General features: G+C 53.4%; 12 protein-coding genes. 3 read left to right on the forward strand and 9 right to left on the reverse strand.

What is annotated here, in order from left to right; all coding sequences use genetic code 11:
* The 3 genes from BHAP_RS04035 to BHAP_RS04045 all read right to left on the reverse strand — a co-directional run.
* A partial coding sequence (locus BHAP_RS04035; RefSeq protein WP_338024683.1) for a transposase occupies positions 1 to 473 on the reverse strand: 473 nt, incomplete at its 3' end.
* A gap of 166 nt (positions 474 to 639) precedes the next feature.
* Entirely contained in the window at positions 640 to 2,325 is a 1,686-nt protein-coding gene (locus BHAP_RS04040) for an MFS transporter (RefSeq protein WP_094729474.1), read from the reverse strand.
* 292 nt (positions 2,326 to 2,617) lie between these two features.
* Positions 2,618 to 3,958, reverse strand: a complete 1,341-nt coding sequence (locus BHAP_RS04045; RefSeq protein ID WP_211279685.1) for an MFS transporter — start codon at positions 3,956 to 3,958, stop codon at positions 2,618 to 2,620.
* A gap of 292 nt (positions 3,959 to 4,250) precedes the next feature.
* On the opposite strand from BHAP_RS04045, the gene BHAP_RS04050 reads away from it, so the two are divergent.
* Together BHAP_RS04050 and BHAP_RS04055 are read left to right on the forward strand one after the other, a co-directional pair.
* A complete protein-coding gene (locus tag BHAP_RS04050) occupies positions 4,251 to 5,564 on the forward strand; it encodes an ATP-binding protein (RefSeq protein WP_094729475.1) in 1,314 nt (437 codons plus the stop codon).
* A gap of 93 nt (positions 5,565 to 5,657) precedes the next feature.
* Positions 5,658 to 7,061: an ATP-binding protein gene (locus tag BHAP_RS04055; protein ID WP_094729476.1), complete on the forward strand. Its 1,404-nt coding sequence runs from the start codon at positions 5,658 to 5,660 to the stop codon at positions 7,059 to 7,061.
* A 34-nt stretch (positions 7,062 to 7,095) separates the two neighbouring features.
* On the opposite strand, the gene BHAP_RS04060 is transcribed toward BHAP_RS04055, so the two are convergent.
* From BHAP_RS04060 to BHAP_RS04080, 5 genes are all read right to left on the reverse strand, one after another.
* Positions 7,096 to 8,196, reverse strand: a complete 1,101-nt coding sequence (locus BHAP_RS04060; protein ID WP_094729477.1) for a LacI family DNA-binding transcriptional regulator — start codon at positions 8,194 to 8,196, stop codon at positions 7,096 to 7,098.
* A 99-nt stretch (positions 8,197 to 8,295) separates the two neighbouring features.
* Positions 8,296 to 9,405 (reverse strand): glycoside hydrolase family 172 protein, encoded by a 1,110-nt coding sequence (locus tag BHAP_RS04065; RefSeq protein WP_094729478.1) that lies wholly within the window; start codon positions 9,403 to 9,405, stop codon positions 8,296 to 8,298.
* A 183-nt stretch (positions 9,406 to 9,588) separates the two neighbouring features.
* Positions 9,589 to 10,446: a carbohydrate ABC transporter permease gene (locus tag BHAP_RS04070; RefSeq protein WP_094729479.1), complete on the reverse strand. Its 858-nt coding sequence runs from the start codon at positions 10,444 to 10,446 to the stop codon at positions 9,589 to 9,591.
* On the reverse strand, positions 10,446 to 11,324 hold the full coding sequence (locus BHAP_RS04075; protein WP_094729480.1) for an ABC transporter permease subunit: 879 nt from the start codon (positions 11,322 to 11,324) through the stop codon (positions 10,446 to 10,448). Before BHAP_RS04075 ends, BHAP_RS04070 begins: the two co-directional genes overlap by 1 nt.
* A gap of 107 nt (positions 11,325 to 11,431) precedes the next feature.
* Positions 11,432 to 12,715: an ABC transporter substrate-binding protein gene (locus BHAP_RS04080; RefSeq protein ID WP_094729481.1), complete on the reverse strand. Its 1,284-nt coding sequence runs from the start codon at positions 12,713 to 12,715 to the stop codon at positions 11,432 to 11,434.
* A gap of 447 nt (positions 12,716 to 13,162) precedes the next feature.
* Between BHAP_RS04080 and BHAP_RS04085 the strand changes: the two genes are divergently transcribed.
* Positions 13,163 to 14,566: a glycoside hydrolase family protein gene (locus BHAP_RS04085; protein WP_094729482.1), complete on the forward strand. Its 1,404-nt coding sequence runs from the start codon at positions 13,163 to 13,165 to the stop codon at positions 14,564 to 14,566.
* A 360-nt stretch (positions 14,567 to 14,926) separates the two neighbouring features.
* Here BHAP_RS04085 and BHAP_RS04090 read toward each other — a convergent pair whose 3' ends face one another.
* Positions 14,927 to 15,907 carry a DMT family transporter gene (locus BHAP_RS04090; protein WP_094729483.1) on the reverse strand — a complete coding sequence of 327 codons (981 nt, stop codon included), beginning with the start codon at positions 15,905 to 15,907 and terminating at the stop codon, positions 14,927 to 14,929.
* Positions 15,908 to 15,925: the final 18 nt, after the last annotated feature.

The raw sequence follows: 15,925 nt of genomic DNA on the forward strand, positions 1-15,925 counted from the left end.
AGCAATCGCCGCTTCCAGTTTCTCACTACCGACGAATCCACTCCCAATCCCTCCGCCACCTCACGCGAGCTCGCTCCACCGGACACGACCTTGAGCACGGCCTCGCGCTTGAGCTCCTCAGGTATGGGCCCGTGGCGAAGCCGGCGTTCGCCGGGCGCGAGCTCGTCAATCCACGAGGCCAGCAGCGTCTTGCTCGGATACCCCATTTGGCGGATCGTGCGGCTCGCTCGCCGCCCGTGCGTCAGGTAATGGTCCACCGCGTCCCGCCTCTGCTCCNACGTGTAACGCGAATACCGCTCGCCACGCGTCGAGGGTATTCCCGTCTTCTGTTCCTCGAGCCAGTCCCGATGCCACATACGCAACGCCTCACGACTGGGATACCCCAACTCCCGGATCGCGTCCGCCGCGCAGCACTCATACCTCACATACAACTCCACCGCACGCCGACGCTGCTCCCTCGTATACCTCGCCATGATGGCTCCTCCCGGATCACAGTCCAAGAAAACGGCACCACCTCACACGCACCATTCCTAGTGGCAGAAAACGCTCACTAAGAGGGTACTCAGCGAGCGTTTTCTGCCACGCGGTCACGACCCACGCGGTCACGACCCACGCGGTCACGACCCACGCGGTCACGACTCACGCGGTCTTTGGCGTGAGTAGCGCGGCAACCAGCACCGCGAGGATCGCGATCGCGAGCAACGCAACGTATCCAGCCGACATCACCGCGACCACGCCGAGGCAGCACGCGATCACCACGCCGTACGTATTCGCCACGTTAAACACCGCGAGATAACGCGCATTGTCACGCGGGTCGGGAATCGTCGCAGCAACGACATCCTGATTAAACACGTCGTACATGCCGAATGCGAATCCAGACACAACGCCATACACGAACAGTCCGCAATCGATTACCGTAACTGACAGCAGCACACCAAGCACGAGCGGAATCACGATCGACGCCGCAACCACAGCGCACGCCGCAACAACCACCGTGCGCGTAGCCACGCCGCGCGCCTCGCACCACTCGCTGATCTGCTCGGAACATCCAGCTGCGAGCGCCGCACCCGCGCATGTGCCAATCGCGAGCATCATCATCGCCATGCACGTAGCCCAAATTGCCGGCGCCGAAGTCGCCACCGAACGCACGTCCATGTACCACGCTGCGAGTACGTAATGCCGCACAATCAGCCACTGGAACACGGTCATCACACTCATGCCAGTCATCATCGCCACGCGTGCACCGTACGCGCGCCGGAACCCAGCGTTCTCATCGCCAGTCGGCAGCGAGAGCATCGACTTAATCGCCGGACCGAACTTGTACTTGACCGCCGCAATCGACTCGCTCGAACTTTCCTTCGGCCACACGAGTACCGGCACAAACGCAGCCAGAATGAACACGATCGCGGTCAGGCCGAACGGCAGGCCGCCACCGAACGCTATACCGCACGCGCCGAGTGCGACGCCGAGCATTTGGCCGACCATCAAACCGACGCCGCGCCAACGCATCGCGTGCTCGCGGAACTTGTCTGGCAGTCGTTCACCGAACGCGGCGGCGAGCGGCGCGGCGAGCATCGCGTACGTGATTTGTAGCAGAATCCAGAAAAACAGCAGCGCGGCAACGTTACCGAGTGCGCCGAGCGGCAACACAAACAGTGCGGACAATAGGCCGCCGCCGATAATCCACGGCGTGCGGCGACCGACAGTAGTGCGCGTGTGATCAGAGCTTACGCCGACGATTGCGTTCGCGATCAGACCGATCACCGAACCGATTGCGATAATCATTGCGAGCCACGGCAGCGGCGCAGCGCCAGCCATGCGGGACGCTTCCGCGCTGAGCGGCGTGCCGTGACCGCCGCCGAGCGAGTTGCCGACCAGCCGGTCGACGAGCGCGGGCAGAGCGACCATATTCAGCATGGCCCACGGCGCGGTACGCAGGAGCGCGGCGAGCGTGAAACTTACGGTGAGACGGTTAACTTGCGGTTTGGTTGGCGTACTGCCGTCGGCGGCAACCATTGGGTCGCGCATGTCGAGGAATGCGGAGGATGCGTCGGCGATCGGCGTCGGCGGGATGGCTGTGGCGACGGCAGGCGAGCCGGTGGTGGACATGCGCACAGCTTGCGTTTCTGCGTGCGCGGCGGAATCGTCCGGTTGCTCGCGTTCGATATGGACGGCGAGACGAGCGATTGCTTTTTTATCTTCGGGGGTAAGTGCTTTGTCGAGATCAGGACGATCGTCGATGCCTGGGCGGATGTAGATTTGGCCGGGTAGCGGTTTCGGTTGCGGCGACTGATTATCGGGCTGCTCAATATTGTCTGCGGTCATAGTTCGACCATCTTCTCCCTTACCATGTGATCTTCTCTATAAAAATATGGTAGCGACCGCGCGATACACATCAATAAGGAAAAGGCTCTCCTTGCAAGGACAGCACCGTTACGCAAACAGCAGCGCTGTTTTTCCTCGGCTCCCCTTGCTAGGGGAGCTGTCAGTGTAACTGACTGAGGGGTAGTCAGACGTGTTGAACGTTCCAGTCCGTGTGACTACCCCTCAGTCGTCTTCGACGACAGCCCATCCTATCAATTAAAGGCAAAGAGAGCCGCAATTAAGCGCATGCGAGCTATCGAATATCGCGAATCTGCATAATCAGGAACGCGGCGATAAGCACCACGACGATGCACACCGGGAACACCAGACCATAGTTGCCGCCGGTCGCCATAACCACGCCCGACGTGAGCAGCGAGCCAAGCACTGTAGACAGCGTATTCGCCATATTGAGCACGCCCAAATCCTTGCCAGCTTCCTGCGGATTCGGCAAAATCGAGACGTTCAGTGCCTGATCGATCGCGTTATACACGCCGTACCCGAAGCCGGCGATCGCCGCAAACAGATACATGCCCCACGCATTGTGGAAAATCCAAGGCATCGCGGCACCCACGGCAAACAGTACGCTGGCGAGCGCGACCGGAATCTTACGCATACCGAGTCGGTCGGAAATCGGGCCGGAGATGAGCGCGGCGAGCAGCGACACGATCATCGTGATCACCGACATGGTTGCGATCACACCAGCCGCGGCTTTCTTGAGCTGGTCGTCGTCGTAACCCGAGTCGGCGAACGTGTAGTACTTGACCACATACAGCAGGTAGCCGTTGATCATCTGGTAGCCGGCGACCATCATGAGACGGCCGAACAGCGCGAAGTAGAAGTTGCGCGCGCCCTTACCGTGCGGCGGAATGAATGCGCGCAGTACAGCTTTGACACTGAGCGGTGCTCGTGCCTCGTCGAGATTGGAGGGTTCGCGCGGCCAAATACCAACCACGATGATGCCGACAAGCGCGAAGCCGAGAGCGCCGAGAGCGAATCCCAGATTAATGTTGCTAATGAGCAGCGAGCCGACCAGCGAACCGGCGGTCTGGCCGAGCACGCCACCCGCACCCATGAACGAGGATACGGAACCGCGAAACTTGTCGGGCACACGGTCGGACAGTGTGGCGACGAATGGCGCGTTCATCCAGTTGTAGAACAGCTGCATGCCGCACCATAGCAGCAGGATGAGCGGCAGTGAACGCGTGACGAGTAGGCCGGCCACGCACGCACCGCACAAGATGCCACCGCTGATGATCCACAGCGTGCGCTTACCCCAGCGCGAGCGGGTCAGGTCGGAGAACGTACCGAAGATGATGTTCGCGAGTAGCGCGACCACTGAGCCGACGCTGTTGATTGTACCGATGAACGCTTCGCGCTGGCCGGGCGCGATCTGATCGACAAGCTGCGGCACGAGGATGGATGACAGCGATACCCAGACGATACCGGTGATGATGAGGCTGACCGTAAAACCGGTGCCGAGACGCACTACATCGGCGATGGAGGGGGTGCGGCCGTAGCGGTCGGCCATCGGATCGTGCACTTGAGGGAATTCAAGTGGCGACTTATTCGTCGCATCGGTCAAGTCGCTAGTCAACAGCGTGCTCCTTCTTCCAAGAATTGTTGTGTCGCCATTTGTGGCTCATCAGGAGTCTCTCAGGAGTCCATCAGGCAACACAAAATGCCCGGAACGCGATGCATCAGCGCATTCCGGGCAATATATCGAACCGGTTTAACAATACTTCAATGTATCGATATCGCAACGAATGCCAGTTTCAGCGGCTTATAGAATGCAACGAATGCAGAATTCGTACTCAATGAGAATCTGATAAATGTACAATTAAGCTATATATAGAATCTGACGAGTGCAACGTAAGGGACGGTAAACATTGAAACGCAAAGCATATGAGCGCATCAAATTCTGGAAAGAGCACAAAGGAAAGCAAGCGTTACTAGTAACAGGTGCTAGGCAAGTCGGTAAAACATTTATTATTGAAGAGTTTGGCCGCACCGAATATGAACATATGGTCGAATTTAACCTCGCGCTCAACGACACTGCACGCAAGTCATTCAGTCAAGCGACGAGTCCCGACGACCTTTTATTGCGTATTTCCATTGAAGCCAATGAGCCTCTCGTCGCCGGCACAACACTGGTATTTATTGATGAGATTCAACAGTGTCCCAACATAGTTACCTTTATCAAAGGTCTTGTAGATAAAGGAGACTACGACTATATTCTCTCGGGATCACTGCTCGGAGTAGAACTCGAAGATGTTCGATCACTGCCTGTTGGATATTTAGACGAGTTCACCATGTATCCGCTCGATTTTGAAGAGTTTTGCTGGGCGAACGGACTTGTTACCACCGCATTTGATATTGTGCGCAACAGCTTCACAGCCATGACCGAAGTACCAGACTTCGTCCACCAACGGCTCACGGACCTGTTTCATCGTTATGTACTAGTAGGCGGTATGCCTGCAGCCGTCACCGCATTTCTCGATCACAACACCATTGATCCTGTACGCGCAATACAAGCAAATATCCGCACGTACTACGAGCACGACATTAAGCAATACGCTCCTAAAGAGCACCGACTCACTATTCAGGAAATCTATCGTCTCATTCCCGGCGAATTACAAAGTCAAAACCGACGATTCCATGTCAATTCCATTACTGATATTAAGCGGTATGCACAGATCGAAGATGAATTCCTCTGGCTTACTCGCGCTAACGTGGCATTGCCCGTTTTCAATGTAGTCGCGCCCACAGCGCCGCTTATCACGAATCAGGAACGTCGTTTGCTTAAACTGTTCTATTCGGACGTTGGACTGTTGGTCGGTTCATACGGGAAACGATCGTCAGTTGGTATTCTCGACGGACGTGCGTCAATGAATATGGGCGGAGTATACGAGAATGTCGCAGCACAAGAGTTAGCAGCTCACGGCTTCAATCATCTGTATTACTTCACCAAGAGGAATGTCGGAGAGCTTGATTTACTCGTTGAAACGAACGATGGAGATGTACTAGCGCTTGAGATTAAATCTGGATCATATTTTCGCTCGCATAGTGCGCTCGACAAAGCGATGTCGATTCCTGAATACGGTATCGACAAGGCGTACGTTTTCGCAGAAACTAACGTCTGCGAAGAGAACAACGTTACGTATCTACCTATGTACATGTTGTCGATGCTCAGTAATGAGTGATACGCATCGCCGTGTGCGGCGCCACACAAACAACAGCCAAATTATTCAAATCGTAATTTGACAAATCACGATTTGACAAATTACGATTTGAATATGACATTCATTGGCAGAACCCACGAACTTGAATTCCTTGAATCCTGCTATGCAGACAAAAAAGCACAACTCGTGTTTCTCTATGGTCGCCGTCGAGTTGGCAAAACCGAAGCCTTGTCTCAATTCGCCGCAGGTAAGCAATGCGTGTTTTTTGCCGCACAATCTTCTACTAAAGAGGAACAACTTGCATCATTCTCTCGACAAATGTTTGAGGCAGGCGCTCCAGCAGGACGTTATGTAAGTCAATACACCGATTGGCAAAGTGCACTACGAGACATCAGCTCACTACCGTTTGGCAACGCACGGAAGCTCATCATTTTTGACGAATTCCCATATTTAGTCAAATCTGATCCGTCGCTGCCATCAGTACTACAAAACCTATGGGATCATACTTTGTGTCATGAAAATCTCATGATCATAATCTGCGGTAGCGCAATGAGTTTCATCGAGAAAGAACTTCTTTCCGAAAAAGCGCCGCTATACGGACGAGCCACAGGTATTCTCAAAATGGAACCCATGTCATATCGTGAGGCTGCTGAGTTCCTGCCAAATTACAACGTAGAAGATCGCATCCTCGCATATTCGATCTTAGGCGGCATTCCGCACTATCTCGCACAATTTGATCCAGACAAGAGTTTAGAAACCAACGTCAAGCAACGAATTCTCACCAAAGGCGCAGCTCTATACAGTGAAACAGAGTTCCTCATGCGACAGGAATTCCGCGAAATCGCCATCTATAACGCAATCATTCAGACAGTAGCGATGGGCGCAACGCAACTAAGTGACATCGCCAATCGAGTGATGTTACCCGCGCAGAAAGTGAGCGTATATATTGGTAATCTCATAGAAGTTGGCATTCTTACCCGAGAACTTCCGGTAGGATCAAAACTAGTAGAACAGTCCAAAGGCATGCGCGGCCTCTACCAAATCACCGACGGTTTCTTCCGCTTCTGGTATGCGTTCGTATTCCCCAACCGCTCCGACCTCGACATGGGCGACATAAATGGCGTATGGAAGCACAGCATTCAGCCAATGTTGCATAACTTTGCCGCAACACCATTCGAGAAAATCTGCGCACAATGGTTACGCATACAAAGTATTGCCGGCAAACTACCTTTCCGCGCAACCGATATCGGACGATGGTGGGACAGACACAACGAGATTGATGTGGCAGCAACCAGCCGAGATAGCAAACAAGTAATACTCGGTGAATGCAAATTCCGTAGCAAACAAGTCGACACCGCCATATTGCGAGCCTTGCAAACTAAAGCCGTAGCGTTCACAGCCAGCGACATCTACTACTATCTGTTTTCTCTCAACGGATTTGAACCAGCACTGCAACAGCTTGCTCTTATGGATACACATATCACGTTGGTTTCGAGCGACCAACTATACGTTGATTAATGCGCGAACGACATCACGCGGCAGCTTTGACAGCCTACATAGCAGCTGGCGCGCATTGTCGCGTGCTGTCGCCTTGATGGAAGGTAACTGGCACGCGGTCCATCGCTTCGGCCACATCATGCGGTGACGCAGTATCCCGATCACTCATGTCGATCACGCCCACCTGATCGGCGTCAAGTTTGCCGTCGGCCGTTTCGCATGCTTGCATAAGTCGCGTCACAATACGTTCGGCGAGCGCAGCGAAATTCTGCCGCACGCACGTCAGTCTCACGCCGGCAAGATCAGCCATACCTGTGCCGTCATACGCAACAATCTGCACATCATCGGGAATCCGTAATCCTCGCTGCAGTGCAGATTGCACCACGTATGCCGCAATATAATCAGACCCGACAATCGCATCCGCATCCGGATAGTTGTCGAACACATGCTGCGCAACGTCTCGCTGGTGGACAAGTTCAGAAACCTCGCCAGCCTCAACGTAATCGTATTGAATACCAGCTTCGTCGAGCAGTCCTTCGAGCGCAGCATGCAGGTGAACAGTCGGGAACGTGGTACCCATGCCGCCGCCGTAGTCAATGAACTGCGATCGCGGACCGCCGACGGAAACAACGTGACGCGCGCCCGTGGCGATGAGATGCTCAGCAACGAGCTGGCCACCGTAATCATGGTTGGAACCAACGGCTGGAATACCCGCGCCGAGATATCGGTCGACTGCGACGATCGGACGGTTGATCGACGTCCAGTAGACCGGCTCATGCTCGGTGTGCGCGGCCATGATCAGACCGTCCATCATGTGCCGACGCAGCATATCGATACAGTCAACTTCGCTCTGATTTGCGTCGACGGTGGAGCACAGCATGGTATGTAATCCGCGTTCTGCGAGCGCGCCTTGCAGTGCGGCGATGAGCGCAGCGAAAAACGGATGACGCACGGTCGGCACGATCACGCCGACGAGATTGGTACGGCCGCGATACAGATTGCGAGCGAGTTCGTTGGGAACATAGTTGAGTGATGTCATCGCTTCTTCGACGCGCGAGCGCATGTCGTCGGACACGTATCCGCTGTGATTGACGACCAGTGATACTGTGCTCAGCGATACGCCCGCGTGCTTGGCGACGTCGCGCATGCCTACCATTGTCGCGCTCCTTTCTCTCGCCTTGTGATCTGCGATTTGTCGCACGTTTGCGCGCGATTTACGCACAACCGCACACAACCACGCACAGGGCAGAAATTATTACCGCGGCCAGCGTGCGTCGGTCGGCGGCAGTGCGGGGAACGGCGCGTGCGGCTCGCTTTGATACCAATACGCAACGGTGGTCACGTCGTCGCGTCGCTCAAACAGTCCGCGATAGCCAACACCGATTTGTTGCAACGTGACTTTGAGATCGTGCTGGAACGTGATCGGGTCCGGAATATGCCAACGATAGAAACCACGCTGCGGCGGCACGTCGTCATTGTGGTAATCGTTGTGAATGAGCTCATCATGCCGTGAATAGTACGGGTAGCCAAGATACGGCGTGCAGTAAGTTTGCTCGACAGTGCGACCGTTGACTTGTTTTGCAAAACTCCACGAGCCGCCGAAATAGTCTTCTGTACCGGTACCGCAGATGGTCGGATAGTCCTCATCTCCATCGATGTAGAATTTCATCTCGCCTTCGCCCCACCAGTAGCGTTCGAGCGTGGATAGTGCGAGGTACGTACCGACGTAGTGGCCGCGACCGCGCACGCCGTCCAGTACAACGTAATCGTGACCGAGATCAGTGATCGGTTGGCGTCGCCACTGTGCATGGAAGTGTGCGAGATCGTCTGCTGGCGGCTCGTCGTCGAGTCGATAGTCGATTTGGTAGAACAGCGCAGGGATTGGATTCGCATGTTGATTTTCGATCGTGATGCGCGCGTGTGAGCGGAACGGCATACGCCAGTAACAGTTGAATCCGCGATTCGGCACGACGGCGACGGGCGCGGAGTTGACGAAGCAAGCACGAGCGAATCCGCAGCAGAAGAAGTCGCCGAGCGGCACTTCAACGCTGGGCGTCTCCTCGTCATCCCAATACATGCGCAATACGAGGTCGCGTAGTACGAAACAGTCAGCATCCGTCGTCTTCTCGTCGACAGTAAACCAGATGTGCGTGATCGCACCCGCACCGGCGATGTCGGCTAACGTGACAGTTTCGCCCGGCTGCACGTTGTTGAGGCAGGGACGACCCTTGCGCGACGGACCGAGCGGACTGACTGCTGTACCGCCCGCACCTTTAGCTCCGGTCGGATTTTCCGCGGTGATTGCGCGACTTTCGTAACGTTGCGTATGGGTGAGTGCGTCGAGTGCGGTTGCGTTCCAGCTCATCGTGGATGATTCCTTTCAATTATTGCGTTTGTTTCTGTCGCGATTGCGCGATTGCTGGCTTGGCAAATATCAGTGTCGCGCAGGATCGCAGGTACAGCAATGCCCGTCACCACCGCGGAAGCGAGGAGGTAACGGGCATTGTTGTTTGGTCGCACACGTCGTTTGCGTGCAGCCGTGCCTGACTCAGCCCTTGACCGCGCCGGAAGTCACGCCGGCGACGATGTACCGCTGGAGGAACAGGTACAGGATGAGGATCGGGAGCATGGCGAGCAGCAGTGCGGCCATGATAAGGCCGATATCGTTAGAGTACGTGCCATAGAAGATTTGTGTAGCAATCGGGATGGTGTACAGCTCACGTTCACCAAGTACCAGCGACGGCAGCAGGTAATCGTTCCAGAACGCCATCGCATCAATGATCGTGATGGTTGCGATCGTCGGCTTGAGTAGCGGGAACACGATCGTCCAGAAGGTGCGCCATGTGGTGCAGCCGTCGATGCCTGCCGCTTCTTCAAGCTCAACCGGCACGTTGGTTTTAATCGCACCATGGAACATGAACGCAGCCAGCGACACAGAGAAACCGACATGCATAAGAATCAACGTAAGTCGATGGTTCAGGAGATTGAACAAGCCACCGTACATGGACACCAGCGGAACCATCAGGACCTGGAATGGGATAACCATTGAAGCTACCATTGCCGCAAAGAAAATAGAGCACGCCTTCCAAGACGGATTGCGAACGATCACATATGCCGCCATTGCGGAAACAAGCACCGTGAGTATCGTAGCGGAGATAGTGATGATCGCGGAGTTTCCAAACACCGTCCAGAAGTTCATTTTCTCCATGGCTTCAGGGAAGTTATCCAAGATAAAGCCACGTTTACCGATTAACGCTAAAGGATCAGTGTTAATATCTGCCTTTTTCTTAAAGACATTGATAATCACCAGTGCGAACGGGAATAGGAACGCGATAAGAGCAATTACTAGTACCACGATCACAATGCCATGAACGATTTTGGATTGAGTGCTTTTTTGGCCTGCCATTATGCTGCCACCTCACCCTTCTTACCGACGTACACCTGTAGCACACCAATGACTGCGCAGATGACGAAGAGGATCAGAGCTTCTGCCTGACCGATGCCGTAATTCTTGTAAACGAATGCCTGATTGTAAACATGCATTGCGGCGAGTACCGATTGGTTAAACGGCTCGCCTTTGGTGAGTGAAAGGTTGAGATCGTACACCATAAAGCATCGAGTAGTGCTCAAGAAGATGCACTGTACGAAAGAGGAGCGCATCAGCGGAATGATAACGTGCCACATAGCTTTGGTGGAATTGCAACCATCGATCATGGCTGCTTCCTTGAGGCTCTGATCCACGCTCATGAAGCCCGCCACGTAGATGAGCATCATGTAGCCGGCGTATTGCCAGACCGAAACAATGATGAGTGCAAACATCGCACCGTTCGGTGTTCCCAACAATGAATCCGGCTTGTTGCTAGTAATCACTTCACCAATAGCAACAAATGCGCGATTAAAAACAAACTTCCACACATAGCCAAGAACAATACCGCCGATAAGGTTCGGAATAAAGAAGCCTGCACGGAAGAAGTTTTGCCCTTTGATACCACTGGTCACCGCGTACGCCAGCAGGAAGGCAACAATGTTGATAAGAACAACAGCGATAACCGAGTAAACAACAGTCCGCCCCAGTGCGGCCCAATATGCGGTATCAGTGAACGCCTGCTGATAGTTAGAGAAACCAACGAACGGCTTGGCGTTAGAAACGCCGTCCCAGCTCGTAAAAGTGAGGTAGATACCATAGATGAACGGCAGCACGACAACAGCGCAGAATAAAATTCCGGCCGGCCCAGCGAACATCAGGAACTGCCCTAGCTTGTATGAAAACTTGCTTTGCTTCATCACAATTCCATTCATGTCCAGCGGTTGGGACATCACTACGACGTGATGCCCCAACCAAATTGACATTGATTATTATGTGGTTACTGATTCATGTTCAGAGAACAAAATCAGGCAGCGACACCCGAGAGCTTGGCAGTCTTCCAGTAAGACTGGATCGCATCAGCAAGACCATTGCGATCTTCCTGATCAGCAAGATACTTCTGGAATTCAGCACCTAATACAGAAAAGTGATCATCGGGCAGGTGGCTGTAGTTCGGGTAAAGCTTCTCCGAATCGGCGTATTCCTTGACAGACTTGCTCAGCGGATCCTTGACTTCAAGCGTATTGGACTTGAATGGAGATACAAGCGAGCAGTCATCAACGATGAAAGACTGACCGTCAGGATCAGTGGCGAGCCAGTTCAGAAAATCCTTGGCAGCCTGACGTTGAGCATCGGTAGTCTGATCAGAGGAATCAATGAACATGAACTTGGAACCGCCACCCACGAGCTTTTCATTAGAACCATCATCCATATTCTGAGGCACCGGCATCATACCGAGGTTGGCTTCTTCGTTGTACTGGTTGATCACAGACCAATCCCAGTTACCACCAAACATGAAAGCAATTTCACCATCGGCCAGCTTCTGTTCGGTAGTTTCACGCTCTGCAGAGATGGCGGAGGACTTCGCGTAGTTGTTATCTTTCAGAACATCGAACGTGTCCATCAGCGAGTTCCACTTCTCATTGTTCTGTAAATCAGCGGAACCCTTCAACAGACTGTCAACAAACGCGTCAACGTCGGTTTGCTCCTCATAAACTTGTGGCAAATAATGACCAGCCAAAGACCAATCTTCTTTTAGCACACCAGTCGGAGTTTCCATACCACCAGCCTTAAGCTCCTTGATGAGCGCCTTGAAATCATCGGTGGTCTTAATGGTTGATGGGTCAAAGTCTTTACCCGTGATCTTCTTGATCGCATCAGCATTGTAGATCAGGCCTCGCGCCTCGACAGTGGTCGGGAAGCCATATACTTTGCCGTCTACAGACAACGCATAGTCCGTATCCTTGACCCAGTCTTCATCAGACAGATCAACTGCATGCTCCTTAGCTAACGAATAAATATCCTTATCGTCCACCATAGAGATGGTGTATGGCGCCTTAGAAGCATATTTAGTTGCAAGGTGGGCAGCCACAGTATCATTGGAGTAGTAGACCTCAAGGTCAACACCTTTCTCCTTGGAGTACTTCTTAGCCATTTCCTCCATCTGATCCTGAATTTCGACTTTAGAGTTAAAGAGAGTGATCTTAGTGGCATTGCTGTTTGTACTACTACCGCAAGCTCCCAACATACCCAAAGATAGGATGGTGGCAGTTGCAGCAGCACCAATCTTCATCCAAGAGAACCGTGCCATTGTGTTTTCCTTTCCTTACCACTATTCGTGGCTTCCCTGCTCACGAAGGTGTTTTCGAGAAATATTGCAGCCTGAAACCCACTGTGTTTCTTGCTGTTTTTCTTTCTCCTCTTCTCGAATCGAACCGGTTCGAGAAGAACTGAATTTAGAATAACATTCTCGAACCGGTTCGTCAATTATTCCCACTTCGGCGTGTCGAACCGGTTCGACACGCCGAACTCATATACTCTAAAATCATTCAAAAACCGCATTATTGCAAGGGAAAGATAGCACCGCAGTCACCACAATATTCCAATACTGCGAGCAACTTGCTTGCTGCCGTACCGATATCAACCTATTCTGTGGTTACATCGGGAGTCAACAATGACTTAACTATCGGAATATCTAAAAACAAACCGAGACCGAGCAATAAAACTATACATAAGCGATCACAAAGGAGAGAGCGCAATGCAAAGATTGTATTATCAGTTTCCTGGCACATGGTTTGGCGACTGCATGCCGTTCGGTGTAGACGATACATATTTCCTGTTCCATCAGCGCGATAACCGCAATCCAAAACCGTTCGGAGAACCATTCGGCTGGGATCTCGCTACCACCAAAGACTTCGTGACCTACGAAGATCACGGAGTGGCAATTCCCCGCGGCGACTACAACGCACAGGACCAGTTTATATTCGCAGGTTCCGTTTTCGAAGATGAAGGCAAGTACCACATCTTCTATACTGGTTACAATCGGGATTACTCAGCACAAGGTAAAGCCGCTCAAGTACTTCTGCATGCCATTAGCGAAGATCTGTATCATTGGGAGAAAACCGGAGATGCCGTTGAACTTCCGCCACAGCCTGGTTACGATCCTGACGAATGGCGCGATCCATGGATCATCTGGGACGATGAACGCAACCGTTACGTGCTCATTCTCGGCACACGCAAAGCTGGTCCAAAAGAAGAACAAACCGGATGCACAGTATGGTTTACATCTACAGATCTCGAACATTGGCAGTTCCAAGGTGATTTTTGGGCCCCAAATATCTATACGATGCACGAAATGCCTGACCTCTTCCGTATGGGAGACTGGTGGTATCACATCATCACCGAATACAGTGATAAGAAGAAAATGGTCTATCGTATGTCACGCAGCCTCGAAGGCCCGTGGACCGCGCCGAGTGATGATGCCTTTGACGGTAGCGCCTACTATGCTGGCCGCACATTCGAACTGAACGGACATCGTATATTATTCGGTTGGGTTGGCACACGCGAAGACAACGATGATCGCAATAATTATGAATGGGGCGGCACATTCGTACCACACGAGATTATCCAGCGTGAGGACGGAACACTCGGAGTTAAAACGCCAGACACATTATGGGAGGCGTTTGCAGACCGCCAGTCGCTATGCGATTGCACGTTATCCTGCGACGACGGACGAGTTGAACAAGCACTTACAGTTATTGACAACACCGTCGATTGCGGGCGACTTTTCTCCCTTGAAGCCGATATTACGTTCACTGAGACAACAAGAAACTTCGGCATTCGTTTCTACGAAGATCCGACAACCAAAGAGTCTTACCAATTCCATTTTCCAGTGGCCGAAAATCGTTTCATATCCGAGAAAAACCCAAATTATATCTGGTTCTCGTTCATGAACATCGGATTGGAACGACCTATTGCGCTACATGCCGGTCAGACGTACCATATACGACTTATTGTCGATGACACGGTTGCTACACTCTATGTGAACGACATTGCACTCAATACACGCGTATGTGAACACCACGGTGACATGGTCAGCCTATACGTCACTGACGGTTCCATAAATCTGACCAATGCATCCATTGCAGTCGGACTGCGATAGGAACATATTGACACGAGAAAGCAGCCGTCTCAGATCACTAATCAGGAATACCTTACTTGCGTGAGTATGGAGATATCCAAGCAAAGTAGTCGAGCATTACTCCATGAGCGGTCACAATGACGTAGCAAGTTGTTTCAGAGGGTAGCCAACGTTGGAACATCTCAGCCATGTTGGCTACCGCTCAAGCGGCTGCACTAATAGTAGCTTCCATTGCCAAGGGAGCTGGCCGCGAAACAGTCTGAGGGGTAGTTACACGGGTCGAACGTCCGAAGGTGTAACTACCCCTCAGTCAGCTACGCTGACAGTTCCCCTAACAAGGGGAGCCGCGACACCGGAAACGAGCTTCTGACGCGGGAACAACTAGCGCACAAGAAATACCATTGCGAGGATCATCGCAAAACCGGCGAGATCAGTCGGCGCGAAGACTGCGCCGGTCCACACGACGGCCGAAATCGTCGCGGCGATCGGCTCGCTTGTACCGAGTAGCGTCGCTCGCATCGAACCGATACGCATCGTCCCAGCCAAAAACGCCCAGAACGCACCAAACGTACCACCGACCACGGTATACGTCATCAGCAGCAGTCCGAACCAATCCAGCACCGGCGCATCCGACCACGGCCGCACGAACGGTAACAATACCAGTCCCGAAATCACGAACATCGCTCCGTTTACCGCGAGATTGCCCCATCGCGCGATCAACTTCACCGGCATAATCGACAGCGCGCTCGTCGCAGCCGCGTCAATCAGCCCCCAAAGCAAGCCCATCAACGGTAATCGCAACGTTGCTAAATCGCCGCCAGTCGCGAGCAAAACCGTTCCAGCAAACGCGAGCGCCACGCCGATCGTCTCGCGAGCCACCGGCAGCCGCCGCCCGCGCACACATACAAACACAAGTACAAACAGCAAGTTGAGACTTTGCAACACTGTCGCCGTCGCCGAATTTGTCCAGTCGATCGCCGACAGGTACGCAACCTGCACGGCAAGCACGCAGACCAGCGCGCAACCGATCATCTTCGGATACGATGCGCGGTCGCGAGCCAAACCAACGACCAGCCGTGGCTCAGTCACGCCCGCGCAGGCAAGGAACATCGCACCGGCAAGGAGCTCGCGCACGCAGGCGATCCACAGCGGATCGGCCGCATACGAATCCATGAGGATTTTTGAGACGGTTGCGTTCGTGCCCCACATCACGCCGCCCGCAAGCACGAGTAGCGCGCCAATGATGAGGTCACGCGGCGTGCGTTCGAGCGACGGTGTGCGGTTGCGCGCGGAAGGCGCCGTCGCGGTCGGCGTTGCAGTTGAAACGTCTGATTTAGCCACAATCTTGCCACGCTCTGCCATGAGTTGCCGACAGTCTCC

It is taken from the genome of Bifidobacterium hapali, from assembly GCF_002259755.1.
Taxonomy (GTDB): domain Bacteria; phylum Actinomycetota; class Actinomycetes; order Actinomycetales; family Bifidobacteriaceae; genus Bifidobacterium; species Bifidobacterium hapali.

Bases quoted from the DNA above. Each gene is read 5' to 3' on its own strand.
- BHAP_RS04040 (WP_094729474.1), bottom strand. From the start codon at position 2,325: ATGACCGCAGACAATATTGAGCAGCCCGATAATCAGTCGCCGCAACCG.
- BHAP_RS04055 (WP_094729476.1), top strand. From the start codon at position 5,658: ATGACATTCATTGGCAGAACCCACGAACTTGAATTCCTTGAATCCTGC.
- BHAP_RS04060 (WP_094729477.1), bottom strand. From the start codon at position 8,196: ATGGTAGGCATGCGCGACGTCGCCAAGCACGCGGGCGTATCGCTGAGC.
- BHAP_RS04065 (WP_094729478.1), bottom strand. From the start codon at position 9,405: ATGAGCTGGAACGCAACCGCACTCGACGCACTCACCCATACGCAACGT.
- BHAP_RS04070 (WP_094729479.1), bottom strand. From the start codon at position 10,446: ATGGCAGGCCAAAAAAGCACTCAATCCAAAATCGTTCATGGCATTGTG.
- BHAP_RS04075 (WP_094729480.1), bottom strand. From the start codon at position 11,324: ATGAAGCAAAGCAAGTTTTCATACAAGCTAGGGCAGTTCCTGATGTTC.
- BHAP_RS04080 (WP_094729481.1), bottom strand. From the start codon at position 12,715: ATGGCACGGTTCTCTTGGATGAAGATTGGTGCTGCTGCAACTGCCACC.
- BHAP_RS04085 (WP_094729482.1), top strand. From the start codon at position 13,163: ATGCAAAGATTGTATTATCAGTTTCCTGGCACATGGTTTGGCGACTGC.
- BHAP_RS04090 (WP_094729483.1), bottom strand. From the start codon at position 15,907: ATGGCAGAGCGTGGCAAGATTGTGGCTAAATCAGACGTTTCAACTGCA.